The 23,106-nt window shown below is 67.3% G+C and carries 24 protein-coding genes; 8 read left to right on the top strand and 16 right to left on the bottom strand.

Annotation, left to right across the window (positions count from 1 at the left end; translation table 11 throughout):
- Positions 1 to 38 precede the first annotated feature (38 nt).
- The 3 genes from QP457_RS20480 to QP457_RS20470 form a co-directional block, all read right to left on the bottom strand.
- A complete protein-coding gene (locus QP457_RS20480) occupies positions 39 to 569 on the bottom strand; it encodes a gamma carbonic anhydrase family protein (RefSeq protein WP_205404494.1) in 531 nt (176 codons plus the stop codon).
- 176 nt (positions 570 to 745) lie between these two features.
- A complete protein-coding gene (gene mnmG / locus QP457_RS20475; RefSeq protein ID WP_205404493.1) occupies positions 746 to 2,635 on the bottom strand; it encodes a tRNA uridine-5-carboxymethylaminomethyl(34) synthesis enzyme MnmG in 1,890 nt (629 codons plus the stop codon).
- A gap of 628 nt (positions 2,636 to 3,263) precedes the next feature.
- Positions 3,264 to 3,746, bottom strand: a complete 483-nt coding sequence (locus QP457_RS20470; RefSeq protein WP_180165072.1) for a hypothetical protein — start codon at positions 3,744 to 3,746, stop codon at positions 3,264 to 3,266.
- Between the two features lie 159 nt (positions 3,747 to 3,905).
- Between QP457_RS20470 and QP457_RS20465 the strand changes: the two genes are divergently transcribed.
- Positions 3,906 to 4,868, top strand: coding sequence for a pyridoxal-phosphate dependent enzyme (locus tag QP457_RS20465; protein WP_205404492.1), 963 nt, complete (start codon positions 3,906 to 3,908; stop codon positions 4,866 to 4,868).
- Positions 4,865 to 5,497, top strand: coding sequence for a YdcF family protein (locus tag QP457_RS20460; protein WP_180165076.1), 633 nt, complete (start codon positions 4,865 to 4,867; stop codon positions 5,495 to 5,497). Before QP457_RS20465 ends, QP457_RS20460 begins: the two co-directional genes overlap by 4 nt.
- A gap of 143 nt (positions 5,498 to 5,640) precedes the next feature.
- On the opposite strand, the gene bioC is transcribed toward QP457_RS20460, so the two are convergent.
- From bioC to bioB, 5 genes are all read right to left on the bottom strand, one after another.
- Positions 5,641 to 6,525, bottom strand: coding sequence for a malonyl-ACP O-methyltransferase BioC (gene bioC, locus QP457_RS20455; protein ID WP_099819814.1), 885 nt, complete (start codon positions 6,523 to 6,525; stop codon positions 5,641 to 5,643).
- Between the two features lie 12 nt (positions 6,526 to 6,537).
- Positions 6,538 to 7,317, bottom strand: coding sequence for an SDR family oxidoreductase (locus QP457_RS20450; protein WP_205404491.1), 780 nt, complete (start codon positions 7,315 to 7,317; stop codon positions 6,538 to 6,540).
- Positions 7,318 to 7,346: 29 nt separating this feature from the next.
- The gene (bioH, locus tag QP457_RS20445) at positions 7,347 to 8,126 is read right to left on the bottom strand and encodes a pimeloyl-ACP methyl ester esterase BioH (protein ID WP_205404490.1); all 780 of its coding nucleotides are present in this window, start codon (positions 8,124 to 8,126) and stop codon (positions 7,347 to 7,349) included.
- 19 nt (positions 8,127 to 8,145) lie between these two features.
- Complete coding sequence (gene bioF, locus QP457_RS20440; protein ID WP_100553932.1) at positions 8,146 to 9,369, bottom strand: 8-amino-7-oxononanoate synthase; 1,224 nt, start codon at positions 9,367 to 9,369, stop codon at positions 8,146 to 8,148.
- Positions 9,370 to 9,436: 67 nt separating this feature from the next.
- On the bottom strand, positions 9,437 to 10,480 hold the full coding sequence (gene bioB / locus QP457_RS20435; RefSeq protein ID WP_205404489.1) for a biotin synthase BioB: 1,044 nt from the start codon (positions 10,478 to 10,480) through the stop codon (positions 9,437 to 9,439).
- A 131-nt stretch (positions 10,481 to 10,611) separates the two neighbouring features.
- On the opposite strand from bioB, the gene QP457_RS20430 reads away from it, so the two are divergent.
- On the top strand, positions 10,612 to 11,040 hold the full coding sequence (locus QP457_RS20430) for a hypothetical protein (RefSeq protein ID WP_205404488.1): 429 nt from the start codon (positions 10,612 to 10,614) through the stop codon (positions 11,038 to 11,040).
- 20 nt (positions 11,041 to 11,060) lie between these two features.
- Complete coding sequence (locus tag QP457_RS20425; protein ID WP_205404487.1) at positions 11,061 to 11,681, top strand: hypothetical protein; 621 nt, start codon at positions 11,061 to 11,063, stop codon at positions 11,679 to 11,681.
- Positions 11,682 to 11,796: 115 nt separating this feature from the next.
- Here the strand turns inward: QP457_RS20425 and QP457_RS20420 are convergent, their stop codons facing one another.
- A complete protein-coding gene (locus QP457_RS20420; RefSeq protein ID WP_100553928.1) occupies positions 11,797 to 12,360 on the bottom strand; it encodes a fasciclin domain-containing protein in 564 nt (187 codons plus the stop codon).
- Positions 12,361 to 12,535: 175 nt separating this feature from the next.
- Complete coding sequence (locus tag QP457_RS20415; RefSeq protein ID WP_286041639.1) at positions 12,536 to 13,015, bottom strand: H-NS histone family protein; 480 nt, start codon at positions 13,013 to 13,015, stop codon at positions 12,536 to 12,538.
- 101 nt (positions 13,016 to 13,116) lie between these two features.
- Here QP457_RS20415 and QP457_RS20410 point away from each other — a divergent pair, with 101 nt between their 5' ends.
- From QP457_RS20410 to QP457_RS20395, 4 genes are all read left to right on the top strand, one after another.
- The gene (locus tag QP457_RS20410; RefSeq protein ID WP_205404486.1) at positions 13,117 to 13,407 is read left to right on the top strand and encodes a hypothetical protein; all 291 of its coding nucleotides are present in this window, start codon (positions 13,117 to 13,119) and stop codon (positions 13,405 to 13,407) included.
- 250 nt (positions 13,408 to 13,657) lie between these two features.
- Positions 13,658 to 14,353, top strand: a complete 696-nt coding sequence (locus tag QP457_RS20405) for a ComF family protein (RefSeq protein ID WP_205404485.1) — start codon at positions 13,658 to 13,660, stop codon at positions 14,351 to 14,353.
- 58 nt (positions 14,354 to 14,411) lie between these two features.
- Positions 14,412 to 14,963, top strand: coding sequence for an HdeD family acid-resistance protein (locus QP457_RS20400; protein WP_180165087.1), 552 nt, complete (start codon positions 14,412 to 14,414; stop codon positions 14,961 to 14,963).
- The gene (locus tag QP457_RS20395) at positions 14,963 to 15,457 is read left to right on the top strand and encodes a hypothetical protein (RefSeq protein ID WP_205404484.1); all 495 of its coding nucleotides are present in this window, start codon (positions 14,963 to 14,965) and stop codon (positions 15,455 to 15,457) included. Before QP457_RS20400 ends, QP457_RS20395 begins: the two co-directional genes overlap by 1 nt.
- A gap of 1 nt (position 15,458) precedes the next feature.
- Here the strand turns inward: QP457_RS20395 and QP457_RS20390 are convergent, their stop codons facing one another.
- From QP457_RS20390 to QP457_RS20365, 6 genes are all read right to left on the bottom strand, one after another.
- A complete protein-coding gene (locus QP457_RS20390; protein WP_205404483.1) occupies positions 15,459 to 17,270 on the bottom strand; it encodes an MFS transporter in 1,812 nt (603 codons plus the stop codon).
- A gap of 169 nt (positions 17,271 to 17,439) precedes the next feature.
- Positions 17,440 to 18,555: an amidohydrolase family protein gene (locus tag QP457_RS20385; RefSeq protein WP_108265764.1), complete on the bottom strand. Its 1,116-nt coding sequence runs from the start codon at positions 18,553 to 18,555 to the stop codon at positions 17,440 to 17,442.
- On the bottom strand, positions 18,552 to 19,328 hold the full coding sequence (locus tag QP457_RS20380; RefSeq protein WP_099819958.1) for a DeoR family transcriptional regulator: 777 nt from the start codon (positions 19,326 to 19,328) through the stop codon (positions 18,552 to 18,554). The genes QP457_RS20385 and QP457_RS20380 overlap by 4 nt, the downstream gene beginning before the upstream one ends.
- Positions 19,329 to 19,361: 33 nt before the next feature.
- Positions 19,362 to 20,696 carry a D-tagatose-bisphosphate aldolase, class II, non-catalytic subunit gene (locus QP457_RS20375; RefSeq protein WP_205404482.1) on the bottom strand — a complete coding sequence of 445 codons (1,335 nt, stop codon included), beginning with the start codon at positions 20,694 to 20,696 and terminating at the stop codon, positions 19,362 to 19,364.
- Between the two features lie 17 nt (positions 20,697 to 20,713).
- Positions 20,714 to 21,652, bottom strand: coding sequence for an ROK family protein (locus QP457_RS20370; protein ID WP_180165097.1), 939 nt, complete (start codon positions 21,650 to 21,652; stop codon positions 20,714 to 20,716).
- A complete protein-coding gene (locus tag QP457_RS20365) occupies positions 21,645 to 22,799 on the bottom strand; it encodes an SIS domain-containing protein (RefSeq protein ID WP_205404481.1) in 1,155 nt (384 codons plus the stop codon). Before QP457_RS20365 ends, QP457_RS20370 begins: the two co-directional genes overlap by 8 nt.
- Positions 22,800 to 23,106: the final 307 nt, after the last annotated feature.

The raw sequence follows: 23,106 nt of genomic DNA, 5'->3' as shown, positions 1-23,106 counted from the left end.
CCAGACTTTAGCAGAGCCCGGCCATTGGCGATGCGGGCTCAGCCCAGGTACTCGTCCTTCAGCCGCACGTAGTGGTCGGCCGAATAATGCAGCGCCTCGATCTCCTTGTCGCTGAGCGTGCGCGCCGGACGGGCGGGGTTGCCCACCCACAGTTCGCCTTCGCCCACCACCTTGCCGGGGCCGACCACGGCGCCGGCACCGACGAAGCCATGGCGCTCGACCCGGGCACCGTCGAGGATGCACGCGCCCATGCCGATCAGGCTGTAATCGCCGATGCTGCAGGCATGGATGATGCAACCATGGCCGACAGTCACGCCTTCGCCGATCAGGGTCGGGTAGCCCGCCTTGTTGTACGGGCTGTGGTGGCTGACGTGGATGATGGTGCCGTCCTGCACATTGGTGCGTGCACCGATGCGGACGAAATTGACGTCGCCGCGGATGACCGTGCCCGGCCAGACCGACACGTCATCGGCCAGCTCGACATCACCGATGATGGTGCAGGCCGGATCGACATACACGCGCTGGCCGAGTACCGGCATCTTGTCGCGGAAAGGGCGCAGCGGGGTCATTGGTGTCTCCAGGTGGGGCTGACACGACGATGATACGCGCTCTGCCGATGCCGACCCTGCGGGCACCTGCAGCGACCGGGATGCTTCATGCATCCGTGTCGACCAAGGTCGACACCTACCAGATCGGACCGCGAGTAGATCCACGCCATGCGTGGATGGCATTTGCCGATCCCGCGTTACGCCACGCGTCCGCGCCGCGCGCGTTCCAGGTGCACCAGCAGCAGCGAGATCGCTGCCGGGGTCATGCCGGGAATGCGCTGTGCCTGGCCGATGGTCTGCGGTCGCACGCGTTCCAGCTTCTGCAGCGCTTCAGCCGACAACCCACGCACGATGGCGTAGTCGAAATCGCCGGCAATCGGCGTTGCTTCATGCCGCTGCTGGCGCTCGATCTCCTCGCGCTGGCGATCCAGGTAACCGGCGTACTTCACCCCGATCTCCACCTGCTCGGCCACCTTGCCATCGGCCACGGCCGGGCCGAGCGAGGGCACCTGCATCAGCTGCGCGTAATCCAGTTCCGGGCGCTTGATCAGGTCCAGCACGTTGGTTTCGCGGCTGACTGCCACGCCGAGCGTTTCCTGTACTTCGCGGCCCAGCGCATTGGCCGGCGTGGCCCACAGCGCGCCCAGGCGGGTGCGCTCGGCGGCCACGGCGGCCTGCTTGGTCTCGAAGGCACGCCAGCGGCGGTCATCCACCAGGCCCATGTCGCGGCCGGCCGGGGTCAGGCGCTGGTCGGCATTGTCTTCGCGCAGCTGCAGGCGGTATTCGGCGCGGCTGGTGAACATGCGGTACGGCTCGTTGGTGCCGTGGGTGATCAGGTCATCCACCAGCACGCCGAGGTAGGCTTCGTCGCGACGCGGGCACCAGCCCTCCAGGCCACGCACCTGGCGAGCGGCATTGAGGCCGGCCAGCAGGCCCTGTGCGGCAGCCTCTTCGTAACCGGTGGTGCCGTTGATCTGTCCGGCGAAGAACAGGCCGTTGACCAGCTTGGTTTCCAGCGAGGCCTTCAGCCCGCGTGGATCGAAGAAGTCGTACTCGATGGCATAGCCGGGGCGGGTGATGTGCGCGTTCTGGAAGCCGCGGATACTGCGCACCATCTCCAGCTGCACGTCGAACGGCAGCGAGGTGGAAATGCCGTTGGGATAGATCTCGACGATGCCCAGGCCTTCCGGCTCGACGAAGATCTGGTGGCTGGCCTTCTCGGCGAAGCGCACCACCTTGTCTTCGATGGACGGGCAGTAGCGCGGGCCGATGCCTTCGATCTGGCCGCTGTACAGCGGCGAGCGGTGCAGGGCATCGCGGATGATCTGGTGGGTCTGCTCGCTGGTGTGGGTGATCCAGCAGCTGACCTGCTGCGGATGCTCATCCACCGAGCCAAGGAAGGACATCACCGGGCGCGGCGTGTCGCCGGGCTGTTCGTCCATCACGCTGTAGTCCAGCGAACGGCCGTCGATGCGCGGCGGCGTGCCGGTCTTCAGGCGGTCCACCTGGAACGGCCTCTCGCGCAGGCGCGCGGCCAGCGTGGTGGCCGGCGGGTCGCCCATGCGGCCAGCGGCGTACTGGGTCGGGCCGACATGGATCTTGCCGGCCAGGAAGGTGCCGGCGGTCAGCACCACGGCCTCGGCGTCGAAACGCAGGCCGGTCTGGGTGATGACCCCGCGCACGTGGTCGCCCTCGATGACCAGGTCATCCACCGCCGCCTGGAACACGGTCAGGTTGGCCTGGCCTTCGACGATGGCGCGTATCGCCATGCGGTACAGGTTGCGGTCGGCCTGGCAGCGGGTGGCGCGCACGGCCGGGCCCTTGGAGGCATTGAGCGTGCGCCACTGGATGCCGGCGCGGTCGGCGGCATGCGCCATCGCACCGCCAAGGGCGTCGATTTCCTTGACCAGATGGCCCTTGCCGATGCCACCGATGGCCGGGTTGCAGCTCATCGCCCCCACCGTTTCGATGTTGTGGGTCAGCAACAGGGTGCGCACGCCGGTACGGGCCGCAGCCAGCGCGGCCTCGGTGCCGGCGTGGCCGCCGCCGATGACGATGACGTCGTAACGATGGAAGGAATCGATCATGGAGGCTGTTCAGCAAGGGGCAGGCGCGGCCGGGGGCCGTGCCGGGGTGGCGATTTTAGCGCCAATCGGGGCAGGGGCGTCGGCGCCGGTCGGCTGGAGTCGAAATCAACCCTAAAGTTGGCAGGATATTTGCAGATAACCCAATAGCACCCACCGTGGCTGGCGCCGCAGGCGCTGGTGACCGGAATTGGAACAGGGGCCGGTACAGGCGCACGGTGGGGAAGCAGAGGGGCCGGCAGTCGGGGGACTGTCCGGCCCTGTTTTTTTGGCTTCCGGGAAAGCGTCATCCACGCATGGCGTGGATCTACTGTCCCGGGCTGCGACCAGACATGGCGTGAAAACGGCCCCCGCGCGCAGTGTCCAGGTAGATCCACGCCATGCGTGGATGCCGTTGCGGCGTCCCCAACAACAAACGGCCCCGCAGTGCGGGGCCGTTCGTCTTCAAAGGTGCCGACATCCGACAGGGCCGGAACAGGGGGGATCCAGATGTTCCTGTCGGATATCGACGCAGAGCTGTTTGGGACGTGCCCTTAACGTTTTTGTCACTTTGTGACGCGGGCCGTCACCACCTGCGTAGATTGAGGCTTGGACCGTGTGAAATGCAAGACGGAACAGCCGCAACTGTGAGCTATCTCTCTTGATCCATCGCACGCCAGGGGGAACTGTTCATCCTCGGCGCACGCGGAGCCGGAGCCGGTCGTGCCTGCGGCGGCGGCGACGGGCGCTCTACCCGCTGCGCGGGCTGCGCCGGACGACGCATTGAATCCATGTTGCGCCAGGGCGAGCCGCCATTGTTCTGGCGCGGCGGCGGTGGCGGACGGTTCTCGCCGCCATTGCCCGGACGCGGCGGCGGGCGGTGGTTGTTGTGCGGCGGGCGGTAGATCGGCCGCTGGTAGTACGGGCCGCCGTAGCCGTAATAGCCACCGCCGTAGCCGCCATAGCCACCGTAATACGGGTAGCCGGCGTCATAGGGGTAACCATTGGGGTAGCGGTACTCCACCGACGGCGCACCGTGGTAGTAACCACCGCTGCGGCCACCGACATAGTCGTAAGTGGTGCAACCGGTCAGGGCCAGCAACAGGCCACCGGCAAGCATCAGGCGCGTTTTCATGATGGGTCCCCCCAGAGGACGGGTATGCAGGCAGCTTCAGCCGCCAGCGTTGAATCAGCCCTTAACTCCACCGCTCAGGATGAATGGCGGTGTACGCCAGCATGCTGGCATGACCGATGGCGCCCTCGCCAGCGCGGAGGCATACGTTAATCTTGCGTCATGAGCGATTCACTGTTGCCCCGCGCTGATGACGTCCTTGCCGCCGCTGCGCGGATAGCGCCCCATGCCAGCGTGACCCCGGTGCTGCGCTCGCGCACGCTGGACGCATTGGCTGGTGCGCGACTGGCGTTCAAGGCCGAGCACCTGCAGCGGGGTGGCGCGTTCAAGTTCCGTGGCGCCTGCAATGCGGTGTGGTCGCTGGATGCCGATCACGCCAGTGCCGGTGTGGTGACCCATTCCTCCGGCAACCACGGCGCCGCCTTGGCGCTGGCTGCCCGCACACGGGGCATTCCCTGCCACGTGGTGGTGCCCGAAGGGGCGGTGGCCGCCAAGCTGGCCAACATTGCCCGGCATGGCGCCACCCTCTGGCGCTGCCCGGCGACCATCGCTGACCGCGAGGCCACCTGCGCCAAGGTGCAGGCTGATACCGGCGCCACTCTGGTCCATCCCTATACGAATCCCGCGGTGATGGCCGGGCAGGGCACGGCGGCGCTGGAGCTGCTGCACAGCGAGGGTCCGTTCGACGTGCTGGTGGTGCCGGTGGGCGGCGGTGGCCTGGCCAGTGGCACCGCGTTGGCCCTGCAGCACGCCAGTCCGGGCACCCGGCTGGTGCTGGCCGAACCGGCCGGTGCCGACGACACCGCCCGTTCGCTGGCGGCTGGCAAGCGGCAGGAGGCATTTACCCCGGACACGATCTGCGACGGACTGCGTACGCTGATCGGCGCACCCAACTTCGCGCTGCTGCAATCTGCGGGCGCGGAGGTCATCGTGGTTGACGATGCCGCCACCGTGGCGGCGATGCGCCTGCTGTGGGACGTGCTCAAGCAGGTGGTCGAACCGTCCTCGGCGATCGTGCTGGCGGCGGTGCTTGCGCAGCCTGCGCGCTTCGCCGGCCTGCGCGTGGGGCTGGTGCTGTCCGGTGGCAATGTCGATCTGCCTGCCCTGCGTTGGGGAGCGTCATGAGCCGCGGCCGCCATCGCGAACGCACCGGCCTGCTCGGTTGGTTGTGGCGGTTGTTCGTATTGCTGGTGATCTGGCTGCTGGGCGTGACCGCCTGGATCGTCTGGGTCGGCGAACGCGACCAGGCGGCCAAGGCGGACGCGATCATCGTGCTTGGCGCGGCGGCCTACGATGCCAAGCCGTCGCCGGTATTTGAAGAACGCATCCGCCACGGCCTGGATCTGTACGACGCCGGCTACGCGCCACTGCTGATCTTCACCGGTGGCTATGGCGGCAGCGGCGCGCGCTTCTCGGAATCGCAGGTGGCCCGCCGCTATGCGCTCAAGCACGGCATTCCCGATGACGCGATCCTCATCGAGACCGCCTCGCGCAATACCGTGCAGAACCTGGTCGAGGCCAAGCGGCTGATGGACCAGCGCAAGCTGCATTCGGTGATCATCGTCAGCGACCCGCTGCACATGGCGCGCGCGCTGCGCCTGAGCAAGGCGCTGGGCATCCAGGCGTTGGCGTCGTCCACGCCGAGCACGCGCTTCCGCAGCTTCCATACCAGCTGGCGCTTCCTGGTGCAGGAGATCTACTTCTTCCACCGTGATCTTGTGCGGCCGCCGCTGAGTTCACCGGCCAATACCTGAGCACGGACCTGCTGTTGGTAGTTGCCGACCCTGGTCGGCACGGGAAGTACAGCGCCGACCAAGGTTGGCACCTACCAGAGCAGATTCCGTGCATGAATCGGTAGTCGCCGACCTTGGTCGGCGCATGACCTGCGGCCGCTCGATCAGGTCTGCTTGCGCCGGATCGGGATCGCCGACACCGGCACCGAAGCAATGTCATGGCCGCCTTCGCGGATCGGTGCGCCCGGGTCGGGTGCCCAGGCATGGGCGTAGATCACTTCCCAGCTGCTGGGCAGCTTGCCATCGTCACGGCGCATCGGTTCGTACGCCGCTGCTGCCGCTGCAAACCGACCGCGACCGGTCAACGTATGGCGGCGATCGACCCGCGCGTTGGTCGCGCCCATCGCACGCAGCTCGCGCATCAACGAAGGCAGATCGTCGTAGGTGAGGGTGAACAGGTCGCGGTCGAGTACCGGGTCGCGGAAGCCGGCCATCATCAGCGCATCGCCGAACTGGGCGATCTGCGCGAAGCGGCTGACATGCGGGCGGTCATCGGCGGCGGCGAAGGCTTCATTGAGCTCGACCAGCGTGTCCGGCCCGAAGGTTGAACACAGCAGCAGCCCACCGGGCTTGAGCACGCGGCGGAAACCGGCGAACACCGCCGGCAGGTCGTCCACCCACTGCAGGCACAGGTTGCTGAAGATCACATCGACGCTGTTGTCGGCCAACGGCAGGGCGGTGGCATCGGCGGCCAGGCGCTGGAACGGCTTCCACCAGCCAGCCTGGCGCTTGGCCTGGTCCAGCATCGGCAGTGCCACGTCCAGCGCGATCACCTGCGCCTTCGGCCAGCGCTTCTTCATCAGCGCGCTGGCATGGCCGGTGCCGGCGCCGATATCCAGCACCACCTCCGGCTTGCGCGCCTCCAGGTAATCCAGCGATTCCAGCAGCCGCGACTGCACCTCGCGCTGCAGGGCGGCGGCAGCATCGTAGCTGCTGGCGGCGCGGGCAAAAGCGCGACGGACATGGCGGGCATCGAAATGGGACGGCATTGCAGAAGTCTCTTAGAACGTACCAGGGTAGGCGCCGCCATCGATCAGCAGGTTCTGTCCGGTGAGGTAAGCCGCCTGCGCACTGCACAGGAAGGCGCAGGCGGCGCCGAATTCGTCCGGCGTACCGAAGCGGCCGGCGGGGATCTGCTGGCGGCGGCGTTCGGCCACAGCCTGCGCATCACCATCCTGCCCCGCGGCGTGGGCGAAGTTGGCGCGCAGGCGGTCGGTATCGAACTGGCCGGGCAGCAGATTGTTGATGGTGACGTTGTGGGCGACGGTGCGCCGCGCCAGCCCGGCGACGAAGCCGGTCAGGCCGCTGCGCGCGCCGTTGGACAGGGCCAGCGTATCGATGGGTGCCTTCACCGATGACGAGGTGATGTTGACGATGCGGCCGAAGCCGCGTTCGATCATCGCGTCCACGGTGGCGCGGATCAGCGCGATCGGCGCCAGCATGTTGGCGTCCAGCGCAGCGATCCAGTCCTCGCGCTCAAACGTGCGGAAGTCGCCCGGCGGCGGGCCACCGGCGTTGGTCACCAGGATGTCGACCTGCGGGCAGGCGGCCAGCGCGTGGGCGCGGCCCGCCTCGGTGGTGACGTCGGCAGCAATCGCGCGTACTTCAGCGGCACCGGGCAGCGTGCGCAGTTCTTCAGCCGCAGCCTGCAGCGCAGCGTCGCCGCGGGCGACGATGACCACGTTCACGCCTTCGCGCACCAGCGCACGCGCGCAGCCCAGGCCAAGCCCCTTGCTGGCGCCGCAGACCAGTGCCCAGCGGCCGGAAATGCCCAGATCCATGCGTCAGTCCTGCAGAAACGTTGGGAGGCTCATTGTCCGCCATCGGCCGGTGACAGGCCGGCAACGAAGTGTTGCAGGGCGGCTGCCACTTCGTCGGCATGGCCGAGGAAGGGGGCGTGGCCGCCGTGGGCGACGGTCAGCGACTGCCCGCCCGGTGCCAGCGCGGCAGCGGCCTGCATGGCAGCGGGAGAGACCAGGCGGTCACGCTGGCCGGCAATCCACAGGCTGGGCTTGCCCAGTGCGGGCAGGGCGCCGCGCAGGTCGGTGTTCTCCAGCAGCTGCAGGCCCTCGCGAAGTGCGCGCTCGGTAGGCGCACCGCGTTCGACCAGACGCTGGCGCAGGGTGCGCAGTTCCTCGCGGGCATGCGCCGAACCCATCACGTCCAGTGCCAGGAAACGTTCCAGGGTGCCACTGAAGTCCTGCGCGAGGTCACGACCGAACTGCTCGAACACCGATGGCTCCACGGCGGGCGGCCAGTCATCAGCGCGCACGAAGCGCGGCGTGGCGGCGATCATCGCCAGACCACGAACCTTCGGCAGCGTGGCCGCCGCGTGCAGTGCGAACAGGCCGCCCAGTGACCAGCCGCACCACACCGCTGGCGGCGTGACCGCGGCAATGGCGTTGACCACGAACGGCAGACGCAGCGGCGTGCTGTCGTCTCGGCTGTGGCCGTGGCCGGGCAGGTCGACCAGATGCAGCGTGAACCGATCGGCCAGACGCTGCACCAGCGGCGCAAATACGCCGCCCTGCAGGGCCCAGCCGTGAATCAGTACCAGGTCCGGCCCATGGCCGGTCACTTCGATATGCATGGGGGAACTACGCAATCACTCAGGCCAGCGCCGGCAACGACGGTGGCAGTACTTCGCGCGCGGCAAAGGCCACGCGGTCGCGTGCAACGGCGATGGCTTCGACCAGACCGCGCACCTGTTCGGTGGTGTGCAGGGCGGACAAGGTGACGCGCAGGCGCGCCTTGCCCTCCGGCACGGTCGGTGGGCGGATCGCGCCGACCAGCCAGCCGGCCTGCTCCAGCGCCTGCGACATCGCCACGGCGGTGTGGTCGTCGCCACAGAGCAACGGCTGGATCGGCGTTTCCGATGCCATCAGATCCAGCCCGTGACGGCGCGCTTCGCCGCGGAACAGTGCAATCAGATCGGCCAGCTTCGCGCGCCGCCAATGATCGCGTCGGGCCAGCCGCACCGCTTCCAGCGCGGATGCCGCCAATGCCGGCGCCATGGCGGTGGTGTAGATGTAGGGGCGTGCGGTTTCGGCCAGATGCTCGATCAGGTCTTCGCGGCCGAGCACCAGCGCGCCGGAACCGCCGAGCGCCTTGCCCAGGGTGACCAGCTGCAGCGGCACATCGTCCACGCCCAGGCCGGCGGTGGCGACCGCGCCACGGCCATCGCCAAGCACGCCCACGCCATGCGCATCGTCCACGTAGAACAACGCCTGCTGCAGGCGCGCGACCAGCGACAGCGCACGCAGCGGCGCGATATCGCCATCCATGCTGAAGACACCATCGGTGGCCAGCATCGCCGCGCCATCGGGCGCATGCTTGAGCTGGCGCATCGCACCTTCCGCGTCCAGGTGCGGGTAGCGGCGTAGGCGCGCGCCGGCCAGCCGCGTGGCATCGAGCAGACTGGCGTGGTTGAGCTTGTCCTGCACGCAGACATCGTTCTCTTCGCTCAGCAGCGCCTGCTGTACGGCCAGGTTGGCGGCGAAGCCACTGCCGAACAGCAGCGCACGCGGGTAACCGAGCCACTCGGCCACTTCGCGCTCCAATGCGTCATGCAGCGCGTGGTGGCCGCAGACCAGGTGCGAAGCACCGGCGCCAGCACCTTCGCGCGCGGCGGCATCCTGCAGTGCGTTGACCACACTGAACTGCTGGGCCAGGCCCAGGTAATCGTTGCTGCAGAAGCCGGTCAGCCAGCGCCCATCGACTTCCAGGCGCACACCATCGCGACGGGTGACCGTGCGCCGCGGGCGGCGACGGCCTTGTGCATCGCGCAACGCGCGCTGGGCTTGGAGGCGGGCGGTCAGGTCGGGGCGTGCCATGGCGGCTGGATGCGGCGACGGGGCGGCTAGGGTAGCGCGTTGCCGCGACGCCTGCTTGGCCGCCGGCTCAGGCCGCGTGGGCGCAGCCGCAGCCGGGGGCATCGGCGCTGATATCGGCATGCACGGTGCCGCCATGGTCGTGACCGTCGGCGTCTACCTGCACCGCCATCGGCTGCAGGCCCAACCGTGCGAACAGGGCCATGTCGCGCTCGCTCTCCGGGTTGCCGGTAGTCAGCAGCGTGTCGCCATAGAAGATGGAGTTGGCGCCGGCCAGGAAGCACAGCGCCTGCAGTTCGTCACTCATCGCTTCGCGGCCGGCCGACAGCCGCACCATCGAACGCGGCATGGCGATGCGCGCCACGGCGATCATGCGCACGAACTCGAACGGGTCCAGCTCGGCACTGCCATGCAGCGGCGTGCCGGCGACCTGCACCAGCTTGTTGATCGGCACCGAATCGGGATGTGCCGGCAAGGTGGCCAGCGCCAGCAGCAGGCCGACCCGCTGCGCGCGCGTTTCGCCCATGCCGACGATGCCGCCGCAGCAGGTCTTCAGCCCCGCATCGCGCACATGGCCCAGCGTATCCAGGCGATCCTGATACTGCCGGGTGTGGATGATCGAGTCGTAGTAGTCCGGCGCGGTATCGAGGTTGTGGTTGTAGTAGTCCAGGCCGGCGTCCTTCAACGCGCGCGCCTGTTCGCCACTGAGCATGCCCAGCGTGGCGCAGGTTTCCAGGCCCAGCGCCTTCACTCCGGCGATCATCGCAGCCACTTTGGGAATGTCGCGGTCCTTCGGCGAACGCCAGGCCGCACCCATGCAGAAACGCGAAGCACCGGCCGCCTTCGCCTGGCGTGCCTTGGCCAGTACCGCGTCGGTCTCCATCAGCTTCTGCGCGTTGACTCCGGTGCTGTAGCGCTGCGCCTGCGGGCAGTACGCGCAGTCTTCCGGGCAGCCACCGGTCTTCACCGACAGCAGCGTGGAGACCTGTACCTGGGCTGGGTCGAAGTGCTCGCGGTGGACCGCGGCGGCTCGGAACAGCAGTTCCGGGAAGGGCAGGTCGAACAGCGCCTGCAGTTCGTCGTGGTGCCAGTCGTGGCGGATGGCGGTTGCCATGGCGGGACCTTGGAAGGGCTGGAGCGAGGGCGCAGTCTGGGTGGCTCGTGGCGAGCTGTCAACTGGTACGGATATTGATAAGTTTACATTGCATCCGAGGTTTAGACTGGGCGCTCACGCAAAGGATTGCCATGAACAACCCATTGATCGCCGTACTGAAGGCCGTGGCGGCGAACGCGCTGCAGGCGACGGCCATTGCCACTGCCTTGATGCTGACCCCCATTCCCGGCATCGCCCTGGCGACGACGCAGTGCGTGCTCCCGGCTGCCGATGGCGATGACATTCCTCCCTCGCCGCCCTCGGTGACGGGGAAGATCGTGAAGATCCACAATCACCGGCTGACGGTCCAGACCAAAGCCGGCTTGGTTCACCGCACTATCGTCAACGATGGCACTGGTCTGTGGACGGTCTATGGCGGCGGTATCGAGGAGACCGACCTCAAGGTGGGGCAGCACGTATTGATCTGGTTGCAGGACTGCAGGCATGCGGAAGAAACGCCGCAGGTCGCCGCTGTCGTGCAAGTCTGTTCGCTTGCCGCTGAAGCATGTGCAGAGCAATAGGGTGTCTTGAGGAGATGAGCATGTTCAGAAGTCGCACATCGCTGACCGTCCTGCTGGCCATGGCCGGCGCAGGACTGGCTCTTTGCTTGGCGATGCAGGTGGAGGCGATGCAGACAAGCGCCCCGGATACCACGGATGCCGCAAGTTCCATTGGCCCGACAGCCGCACAGGTCGCAGAAAACGCACGCATCCGCGAGGCGATCTTCAATGGTGAAGGCGGCAATCCCAGGTTCGCCGACTACCCCGTGACAAAGATCTACAGCGGGCCAACCGCATCGCTGGATCTCAGCGATCCACGCGCCCGCATGTTCAGGACGCGCCTGTCTGCAGCCCTGAAGGACGGAGAGGTCGGCTTTGCCGGCGAGTACACGCTGGTGGGCTGGGGTTGCGGAACCAGTTGTGTTTCGATGACCTTCATCAGCAAGCGCAGCGGCAAGCTGGCTACGCCATCGCTGGGCGGAGAGCTCGGCCCGATGGTGGTCAAGGTTGATCCGCACAGCGCGCTGGTAGTGGCCGAGGGCGGGGAGTTCGACGACAACTACGCAAGGACCGGCAACTTCGCGTTCTTCTACGTGCTGAAAGGACGCGCGCTCAAGTTGATCCGCAAGGTGCCGTTGCCGGTGGCACTGGGCGAGGAGTGAGCGGCTGGATCGCGTTGCAGGTAACTGCTGTCGCTACGATGCAGTAGAGCGGCCAGCGTGCACGAGCCATGCACCGAGCGGGGCATTGCGTTGAATGCCCGCCCGGCGCATCAGATCACTTCGGCATCAGCACCGTGTCCACGACGTGGATCACGCCATTGGACTGCCTGACATCGGCAATGCTGATAGCGGCCTTGCCGCCCTTGGCATCAACCACCCATAGCGCGCCGTCGTGCAGCTTCACGGTCAGCGGCTCGCCTTCCACAGTTTTCAGCGACACCGTGCCGCCGTGTTTCTTTGCATCGGCCATCAGCTGCTGCGAGGTGTGGGTACCGGCAACCACGTGGTAGGTCAGGATCTTCGTCAGGTCTGCCTTGTGCTCCGGCTTGACCAGGGTGTCGACCGTGCCTGCGGGCAACTTGGCGAATGCCTCGTTGGTGGGCGCAAAGACCGTGAACGGGCCTTTGCCATTGAGCGTGTCCACCAGCCCGGCGGCCTTCACGGCTGCGACCAGCGTGGTGTGATCCTTCGAGTTGAGGGCGTTCTCAACGATGGTTTTGTTCGGGTACATCGCAGCGCCACCGACCATCACCGTGTCAGCGGCAAAGCTGACCGAGGCGGTGCCGCAGAGCACAGCAAGGCTGGCGGTGAGGGCGATACGTTGAAGAAGAGCGTGCATGGTGCGTCTCCTGAGTACTTCCGCCCCCGGCATGGGGGCATGGAAGGTACGCAGCAGGCAGACCAGCGGATGCACCGCCCGACCCGGAAACGTGTGCGCTGGCTGCACGGTTCAGCGATGAGACGCCGCCGTGAGCGGCCGGCCAGCGTCCGCTCCGGGCGTCCAGCGTCTACAGTCAGCCTTGTTTGAAGACCGTTCGCTGGCCGATCGTGCTGGTCTTGCGAGCGGCGGACCGGCCCAGCCCGGGAATCAGGAAATCAGCGGGGCTGCGGCCATGCTTGGTCTTCTCGGCAAGCCAGCGCGGCATCCGGCCGCGGCCCGACCACGTGTTGCGCTTGTTGTCCGGATCGCGGTACTTGGCGGCTACCTTGCCGGGCTTGCGCCGTGCGGCAGGTTTTCTCGCCGGCGCCGTGGCCTCGGCGGGCGCGGTGCCGATCAGTTCCTCGATCGTGTAACCGCATTGCGCAGCGAAGGCGATCAGCTTGCGGCGGACAACGGCCACCGGGCGGCGGCTGGCGACCAGCGCCCTCCGCTGCTCGGCAGCAGTCACAAGGGCGTTCAGTTCGCGCAGGCTCAGGTGTTCAACGTCGATAGTCATGCTGCGGAGAGTCAGGACATCCCGGTTGCCTGTCAAGCAGCGCATGCCACGATCCACCAAGCTGGATAGGCTCCCCGGGCCCCGGGAACGATCGCTTGACGGGCCAACGCGCGTGCCATGAAGATCTACCCCTTCAATCCGGCCGTCAGGGATCGTCCATGTCTGGCTTCATCGGTGATCTGTTGGAAGGGATAGCCAGCTTCGTCTCCGATGTATGGCTGCTGCGTCGGCAGCGCGCCAGCAGGGGCCGGGCGCAAAACACCTGGAAAGAAGACGCCGCGGACATCGCGCTGTTTGATATCAGGGTGATCGGGCTGTCGATCCTCGCGCTTGCTGCCGCCACGCTGATGTTTTTCGTGCTCGGGCTGCCGCTCTGGATAAGTCTGGCGCCCGTGGCCGCAGGGGCCGTTTACTGCGGCTACCGGTGGATCGCGCTTGCGCGTGCCTGACGTCGATCCGTTCGGAGCTTCGTGCACGGCGCTGGTCGATGTGCATAGCCCTAGCTGCAGAAGACCGAGCGGCACGGTGAGGAACTAGGGGCCTGTGGATACGGACCGGTTTCCCAAGCGAAAACGGAAACACTGCCGTCACTTTCAGGACTCCAGCCAGTAAGTGGGAGAGACGGATCAGTCTCTTCCCTGACGCGAATACGCTGGATATGCCGATGGGCAGCCTGCGCCTGCAGGGCGATGCTGCGGCATGCGCCTCCCACTGCCTTCTGTCCTTGGTGAACCATTGCAGGCTGCCTTCCGCCTGCTGCTGCCCCTGCGCTGCCTGGTCTGCAGCGAGCGCGGCCATGACACCCTCGATCTCTGCCCCGCCTGCCTCGCCGAGCTGCCGTGGGCCGGTCGCGCCTGCCTTCGCTGCGCGCTGCCGCTACCGGATGAAGCCCTGCCCATCTGCGGGACCTGCCGCGATGAGCCGCCAGCGCAGACCGCAACCCATGCCAGCCTGCTGTACCTGCCGCCGGTCGATCAGCTGCTGGTCCGCTACAAGTTCCACCAGGACCTGGCTGCCGGACGCCTGCTTGCGCAGTTGATGCTGCGCAATCCGCCGCCGTGGTCGTGCGCGCCGCTGGTACCCGTGCCGCTGCACCGCAAGCGCCTGCGTCAACGTGGCTACGACCAGGCCGCTGAACTGTGCCGCCTGCTGCAGTTGCCGACGTGGCGCGGGCTGTATCGTCGTCGCCACACCGCGCCGCAGTCCGAACGCAGTGCCGAGCAGCGTCGTGACAACCTGTTCGACGCCTTCGACGTGCGAGGCACCGTACCGGCGCGGCTGACCATCGTCGACGACGTGATGACCACCGGCAGCACCGTGCTGGAGATTGCAGAGACGCTGCGTTTGGTGGGTGCAGGGGAGGTGCGTGCATGGGTCTGCGCTCGCGTGCCGTGATCGCTCCTTTCATCGACAGGGGCTAGGATGATCACGAGCCCGGATCGAAGGAGTGGTCATGAATTCCCCCTTGTCTCCCCTGTTGTCGGCCGTTGGACGCAGCTGGTGGATCCTGCTGCTGTACGGTCTGGTCGCGCTGGGCTTCGGCATCATCGCGATCGGCTGGCCGATGTCGGCGGCCATCGCGCTGGCGTGGACGCTGGGCGTGATGGCCATCGTCGAGGGTGTCATCAGCCTGCTGGCGCTGGTCACGGGTAGCAGCGGCGCCTCGCGCGGCTGGCTGCTGCTCTACGTCGTCGCCTCGCTGGGCTTCGGCATCCTGGCCGTGATCAATCCGCTCGCCACTGCCAGCGTGCTGGTGCTGTTCCTGGCGGCATGGCTGCTGGTGGCGGGTATCTACCGCATCGTCTTCGCCCTACGCGTACGCAAGCAGATCCAGGGGGAGTGGCTGCTGATCCTCAGCGGCGTGCTCGCCATCGTGCTGGGCCTGCTGTTTGCAGCCAACCCCTATGCCGGCGTGGCGGTAACCACGTTGTGGATCGGCATCGGCAGCCTGCTGTACGGCGTGCTGCAGGTGCTGGTGGCGTTCAAGCTGAGGAAGCTGCGTTGATGCGGGGCTGGAGCAGATGGGCGCTGCTCGGCAATGGCCTCGCGGTGTTGCTGCTGGTAGGCTGCAACCGGGTGCTTCCTGCGGAGACACGGCATCCGCCGCGGCAGGGTGTGCAGGTACAGATGCGTGTGGTCGATCCCGATGGCCGCGCCACCCTGCAGTGGCAAGGGCGCAGCATCGCCGTGAAAGAGCCGCCGATGCTCACCAGTGCCGATATCCTCGACGTGCGAGCGGAGCTGAACGCCGCCCACCAGCCCGTGCTCGAACTGACGTTCCGCAAGGAGTCCGCCGGCCGGTTGCTGCACGCGACCGAGGCCCTGGTGGGCAAGCAGGTCGCCCTTACCGTCGATGACCACGTGCTGTCCGTGGCCACCATAGCGGGCCCTTTTGGCGAGTCCATGCAGGTGGTTGGTACGGACATGAGCGTGGCCGAAGTGCACGACATGGCGCGCTACATCGTCCACGGTGGCCCTGCGCCGTCACAGCAGCGCTAAATCAGCGCTGCTTTCCTGCAAACCCGGCTTCGATCTCTTCCAGCGAGCGTCCCTTGGTTTCCGGCAGCCACAACGCGGCCACCAGGAAGAACACGAACGTGCAGCCCGCCCAGAACAGGAACATGCTGGCGTAGCCGTAGTGCCCCACCGTGGGCAGGAAGATCGCGGCGATGGTGGTGGACACGAACTGGTTGATCAGCAGTGCGATGCTCATGCCGTTGGAGCGGATGCGGTTGGGCATCAGCTCGGACAGCGCCAGCCATACGCACACACCGGGGCCGACGGCGAAGAACGCCACGAACACCAGGATGCAGGCGGCGACGGCCCAGCCATGCGCGGGCGGCGGGATCGGGCCGATGCGTGCCTGCTCGATGCGCAGCGGTGCCTGCGCGGCACTGGCGGGGTCGGCGAACGGATTCAGGTGCAGGGTGCGGAAGAACGCGCCGATGACGCTGTCCGGCTGCACGGTGCCGGCGCGTTCGATGCGCAGCTCGCGGTCGGTCAGGTTGTCGCTGCGCAGGGCGCGTACGTTGGTGAAGTCGCCATACGCATAGGACACCGTCAGCTGCAGTGGGCGGCCTTCGCGGTCGACGCCGACGGCAAGGCGTTGCCACTGCGCGTCGTCGAGTACCAGTTGCAGGCCGTCGCCACTTACCGCGGCCTGCAGCTGCGGCTGTACGTCGGCGCGGCCTCGTTCGGCCTGGAAGAACAGCGTTGCTGCGGCCAGCAAGGCAACGCAGATGCCACCGCTGCCCAGCATCAGCAGGAACTTGCGGCCCTTGCGGTCGACCAGCAGCAGCGCGACCACGGTCATCACCGCGTTGAGCAGCTTGATCGCCACGTCGGCGCCGTTGGCGACCGAGCCGGACAGGCCTGCCTGGTTGAGGATGTTCACCGCATAGGCCAGCACCGAGTTGATGCCGGTGGCCTGGGTGCAGGCCAGCACCACGCAGGCCAACACGAACGGCACCACGTAGCGACGGCTGAGCAGCGGGTCGCGCTTGCCGCTGCTGCTGCTCGACTCCGGCGCCTGGATCTGCGCCAGCGTGGGCTCGACGTCGGCAGCGGGCAGCACGCGTTGCAGGCTGCGGCGGGCGTCATCGATACGGCCACGGCGCACCAGCCAGCGCGGCGATTCGGACAGCCAGAAGATGCCGGCGCAGAACAGCAGGCCTGGTGCCAGGCAGGTCCAGAAGATGGTGCGCCAGGCGTGGTCCTTCACCGCGAACAGTTCCTGCGCCTGCTGTGCGACCGGCAGCGAGCGCACCGCTTCCGCGGCGGCGTCCACGGCATGCGCGTGGTACAGCCCGATCAACGCGGCCAGCACCAGGCCGACGGTCAGCAGCAGCTGGAACATCGCCGCGCCGCGACCGCGCCGCTCGGGGCTGAGCACTTCAGCCAGGTACAGGGGAATGACCACGCCGATCAGGCCACCGCTGACACCCTGCAGCAGGCGTCCCAGCAGCAGCGGGGTGTAGCCCGACGCCAGCGCCATGATCGGAATGCTGGTGGTGAACAGGATGCCGGCCAGCAGCATCGCACCGCGACGGCCGATGAGGTCGGCGATCATGCCGGCGAACAACGAGGACAGTACGCTGCCCAGCAGCACCGCAGCGACGACGAAACCGAGCTGCTGGCTGCTGAGCTGCCAGGCGTGGCTGGCGGTGGCTTCAAGATAGGGCAGGGCGCCGGCGATGATGCCGATGTCGATGCCGTACAGCAGGCCACCGAGGCCGCCGATGAACAGCAGATAGCGTACGGGCCAGCGCGGGGCGGTGGAAGCGGGTACGGCAGGTGCAGTGGCTGCGGTCATCGGCGTATTCCTGGAATAACGGGGATGGTGCGTGGCTGATGCAATGCGCTTGCGCGCTTCATGTAGAGCCGAGCCATGCTCGGCTTGCCGCGCGAAGCGCGGCGCGGACGTCGTCGATGTCGGTGCGAAAAGCAGCCGAGCATGGCTCGGCTCTACAGACGTGCGTCGCTTAGTGCAGGTCGATCACGCGGCCACCGACCACCACCTGCTGCAGACGCAGTTCCGCATCCAGTACCACCAGGTCGGCGCGGGCGTCGGGCGCAATGCGGCCGCGATCGCTCAAGCCCAGGTAATCGGCGGGGAAGGTGGACACGCGTTGCGACGCGTCTGCCAGTTCCAATCCCACCTGTACCAGATTGCGCAGCGCCTGGTCCATGGTCAGCGCACTGCCGGCCAGCGAGCCGGTGGCCAGGCGCACGCAGCCGCCGCACTTGTGCACGCGCTGCTCGCCCAGCGCGTACTCACCATCGGGCATGCCGGTGGCGGCGGTCGCATCGGTCACTGCATACAGCCGCGGAATCGCGCGTGCGGCCAGACGGATCACGCCGGGGTGGATGTGCTGCAGGTCGGGAATGATCTCGGCGTACTGCGCGTGCGCCAGGGCAGCCGCGGCGATGCCAGGCCGGTAGTGGTCGACGCCGGTCATGCCGTTGAACAGATGGGTGAAGCCGGAAGCACCGGCCTGCAAAGCGGCCACGCCTTCCTCGTAGGTGCCGGCGCTATGGCCGAGCTGCACGCGGATGCCGAGTGCGGACAGCGCGGGAATCAGTGCGGTGTGCTCGCCGATCTCAGGCGCCAGCGTCATCACCCGGATCGGTGCCAGTGCGTGCAGCTGCTGCACCAGCGCCATCGTCGCCTCGATCGTGCGGTTGGGCTGCGCGCCCAGCCGCTGCGGGCTGATGAAGGGGCCTTCCAGGTGCACGCCGGCGATGCAGGCCGCGTCGGCATCGGGCGCGGCCATCGTTGCCGCAACGCCCTGCAGCGCGTATTCGATCTCGTCCAGGCCGGCGGTCATGGTGGTCGCCAGCAGGGTGGTGGTGCCGAAGCGCGCATGGGTGCGGGCGATGGTGCGGGCTACGTCGCCGCCCTGCATCAGGTCCACGCCGGCCGCGCCATGCACGTGCAGGTCGATGAAACCGGGCAGGATCACCGGCAGTTGCGGGTCATCGCCGCCGCTGTGGTCGTCCACCTGCAGCTGGCGCACGTGCGAATCGAACTGGACCTGGCCACGCCGCCAGCCCAGTGGGGTGAGGATGCGGCCGTGCAGGGAGCGGGTGTCGGTCATGCGGGGGGCTCGGCGATGATCACTTCGATGCCCAGCCGCTGCAGCCCTTCGCGGGTTGCCTCGTCGATGCCGGCGTCGGTGATGATGGCGTGGATCTGATCGAGGCGGGCGATGCGGTGCAGGCTGACGCGGCCGAACTTGGAGGCGTCGGTGAGCACCACGATGCGCCGCGCGCGTTCGACCATGCGGTGGTTGAGGCGGGCTTCGGCTTCGTCGTGCGTGGTCAGGCCGAACTGCAGGTCCAGGCCATCCACACCCAGGAACAGCGTGTCGAAACTGTAGGAGTTGAGGCTGGCTTCGGCCTGGCTGCCCTGCAGCGACAGCGATTGCTGGCGCAACAGGCCACCGGTCAGCAGCACGGTGATGCCGGCGGCGTTGGCCAGTTCCCAGGCGATGTTCAGGCCATTGGTCATCACCGTCACATCGCGGTGTTCGCGCAGGTGGCGGGCCAACGTCATCGTGGTGGAGCCGGAGTCGATGATGATGTTGTCACCGGCCTGTACCAGGCGCGCAGCCGCGGTGCCGATGGAATCCTTCAGCGGCAGGTTCAGCGCATCCTTTTCATGGATGTCCTGTTCCTGCGGCGGCGTTCGCACCAGGGTGGCACCACCGTGGGTACGCGTGGCCAGCCCCTGCGCTTCGAAGTGGGTCAGATCGGCACGGATGGTCACCGCCGACACGCCGAAGCGCTCGACCAGATCGGCCACCTGCACCGAGCCGTGCTCGATCAGCAGCTGCAGGATCTGTTGCCGGCGGGAGCGGGTGTTGCGCATGGCCATTCTCGGTTTCGCAGGGAAAGGTAGAGATTAGCCGTTCGCAAGTGCGGCGGCAGCCGGACTTGCGTTTTGCTTGCGGGATCCGGCCTGGTTGGCGCTGCAGGCGCGGGCGTATTCGCCCAGGCACAGGCCGATGCGATGCTGCACCAGGGCGGTAGGCGTATTGGCCAGGGTGCCCTCGCGCACGGCGCGGTACTGCTCCGGCAGATACTGGCTGAGCAGCACCAGCGGCGGTGCGTGCTGTTCCAGGTTGGCGAACAGGGTCTGCACGGCCTGCAGCAGCGCCGGCTCGCCCCAGTAGTAGCGGCAGCGGTCGCTGAAGGAATAGCTGCGCAGCAGGCGCAGGGTCGCTTCGTCGCCCTGGTAGTAGGACTGCCAGGACTTCGGCTGGGCCACCATCACTTCGTCCAGCACCTGCGGCAGGCGCGAGCACTGTGCGGCCGGCAGCAGCTCGGCTTCGATGGCAGCCAGCGCGAACAGCGCTTCGCGGTAGGCGAAGGTGGCCGCGGGGCCGACCTTGAGGATAGCGAAATGGTCGCGCACCAGGGCATGCAGGCCACTTTCGCGCTGGTAGTCGGTGGAATGCGCTTCGAACACGATGCGCGGCTGCTGTTCGAGGAAGTCGGCCAGCTCGCTGGCGGCGGCAGCGTCGTACTCGTGCACGCTGCTGTGATCGAAGTCCACGCCCGGCTGCACCACCATGGCCAGCACGCGCTGCCACGCATCACGCAGCTGCGGGGTATCGAAGGCCTGCTGGTGGATGGCCAGGGTCTGTGCGGCGGCGGCCGGCGTGGTCACCTGCAGGCCACCGGCCAGCGAGGCTTCGCCACCGGGAATCGGCACTTCGGTGCCGATCACATAGACCGGCGGCGGCAGGCCGTGTTCGGCGGCGGTGCGTTCGGCGATTTCAGCCAGTTCGGCCGAACGTGCAGCGACGATGGCATCGGGCAGCGGCACCGGGTCATCGGCGCAGGACATGCTGCAGTCCAGGTGGATCTTGTGGAAACCGGCGGCGACATAGGCCTCGATCAGCACGCGCGCATGGGTCATCGCTTCCGCAGCCGGGCGTTTCTGCCAGGCATTCGGGCCGAGGTGGTCGCCGCCGAGGATCAGGCGCTCGCGCGGGAAGCCTTCTTCATCGGCCAAGGTGCCGACGTAGTCGCGGTACTGCGGCGGGGTCATGCCGGTGTAGCCGCCGAACTGGTCGACCTGGTTGGAGGTGGCTTCGATCAGCAGCACGGTATCGTGCGCCAACGCCACGTGCATGGCCGCACGCAGCACCTGTTCATTGCTGCAGCAGACGCTGTACAGGCCGACGTTGGCACCGGCGCGGTGGGAGGCAAGCAGGGTCTGCAACGGGGACATGGTCAAGCTCCGGTCAATCAGGAAAACGAGGGTTGGCAGGCCAGCAGGGCGGCACCGCGTGCGCCACCGGCATCACCGAAGCGCGGTGGCACGATGGGCGGCACCTGCACGCCGTTGAACAGATGCGCGGCGATGGCCGCAGGCAGCAGCTGGTACAGCGGTGCGTACTGGGAAAGGCCACCACCGAGCACGATCACGTGCGGGTCCAGGGCCAGCACCAGTGCGGCGAGGCTGTGGCCGAGCAGGTCGCGGTGGATGTCGAGCGCCTGTCGTGCACGCGCGTCGCCGGCTTCGGCCAGGGCGATCACCACGCTGGCATCGGCAGCGCTGCCACCGAGGTGGCGCTCGATCATCGCCAGGCCACTACCGGACACGTAGCGTTCCACGCAGCCTTGCAGGCCACAGGCGCAATCGATCAACGGCAGGCCATGGCGCTGCAGCAGGTGCCCTGGCACGCTCCAGTGGCCCCATTCGCCGGCCAGGCCGTTGAAGCCGGACAGCAGGCGTCCCTGCAGGCAGAAGCCGCCACCGGCACCGGTGCCGAGGATGGCGCCGAACATGCTGGGGTAGCCATCGGCGGCGCCGCCATGCGCTTCAGAGAGCGCGAAACACTGCAGGTCGTTGCCGAAATGCAGCGGGCGCTGCAGGCGTGCCTGCAGATCGCTCGCCACGCATTGGCCGGTCAGCGCAGGAACATTCGCGCTGAGCTGGCGGCCGCTGCGACGATCCCGCACGCCGGGCAGGGCGATGCCGATGGCCGCATCGCTGCGACCGAGCGCGGCATCGGCCTCAGCGACCAGTGTCACCACCGCCTGCAGGAAACCGTCGTAGTCACCCTGCGGGGTGGCCACGCGGCGCCGCCAGGTGACCTGCATCGCCGCATCGCACACCACCAGCTCGATCTTGGTGCCGCCGATGTCGATGCCGTAGCAGGCGTTGGCGATCAGCTCAGCCATGGTGGATGGTGACACCCTTGACCACGCGGTTGACGGTGCCGTCCGGGAACGGATTGTCGGGGGTCAGGCCGAGTGCGGCCGAACGCTGCAGCGCGTACAGCTGCGCAAAGCCCAGCCACACCGGCGCCAGCCACGGGTCATCCAGGGCAGGCACGGTGAGGGTGTAGTCATCGTCGGCGCCGATATCCGAATGCGGGCCGATCGACAGCACCTCGCCCGCCACGCCGTCACGGCGCAGTTCTTCCAGCAGATCCTGTTCATAGCGGCGCGCCAGCGGCTGCCCGCTGCGCAGCACGACCACCAGGGTGGTGCCGTCCAGCGTGGATTTCGGGCCGTGGCGGAAGCCGAGCGGGGTGTTGGCCAGCGCCAGCACGCGGCCGGCGGTCAGCTCCAGCACCTTCAACGCGGCTTCGCGTGCGAGTGCTTCCAGCGGGCCGCTGCCAAGGTAGATCACCCGGTTGAACGGGCGCTGCGCCAGCGCGGCCACCGGTGCGTCCCACTGCGCCTGGCCTTCGCGGGCGAGACCGGCAATCTGCTTCAGGCGCGCGATGCGCGCATCCCACGGCGAACGGTCGAACACGGTCAGCGCGGCCAGCAGCATGCAGGTCAGGCTGCTGGTCATGGCGAAGGCGCGGTCGCAGCTGGCCGACGGCATCAGCAGGGTGCAGGTGTCGGCACGGCCGGCGCCGCGACGGGCCAGTTCGCCATCGGCATTGCAGGTGATGTCGAGGAAGCGCGCATCATCCACGTCGCTGCGCACGCGATCGACGGCGGCAACGCTTTCGGGGCTGGAGCCGCTGCGGCCGAACGACACCAGCAGGGTCGGACGGTCGCGCTGCAGGTACAGCGCAGGGTGGGTGAGCAGGCTGGTGGTATGCACCACGCGTACGTCGGCCGGCCACTGCGCATTGATGGCATCGGCCACCATTTCGGCGATGAAGCCGGAACTGCCGGCGCCGGTGAACAGCACGCGCTGGTTGGGATCATCGAGGCTGTCGCCGAGGAAGGCCTGCAGGCGGTCGCGGGCACGCGACAGATCCTGTGCAAGGACTTCCCACAGCGCCGGCTGCTGGGCGATTTCGGTAGCGGTATCGGCTCCGCCGCGGCGCTGCCAGGCGGACACATCAGAAAGCAGGGTGACGTCCATTCGGAGGTTCCAGTTGGGCCAGCGCACCATCTTCGTTTTCTTTCGAAATGTCAAATACCGAAAGTAAAAAGAAAGATATTGCCGTGCCGACTTTTCCGACGCGGCGTGCCGCCGGAAACGAAAGAAACCGCCAGATGCCGTATCGCACAATGCTTAACAGGGGCCTGCAAGCGCTTACACAAAGTATTGCAGCGCAACAACTTTCGTTTCATATAAATATATCTTCCTTTTTCCTTTCAATTTGTTGACATCTTTCGAATCGCTGCCCTAGAGTCGGCCCAACCGCTTTCGAAACGCCCGGTGAACG

The organism is Stenotrophomonas sp. As-7, from assembly GCF_030291015.1.
GTDB lineage: Bacteria > Pseudomonadota > Gammaproteobacteria > Xanthomonadales > Xanthomonadaceae > Stenotrophomonas > Stenotrophomonas lactitubi.
This window is presented reverse-complemented; position numbering and strand designations above follow the sequence as displayed.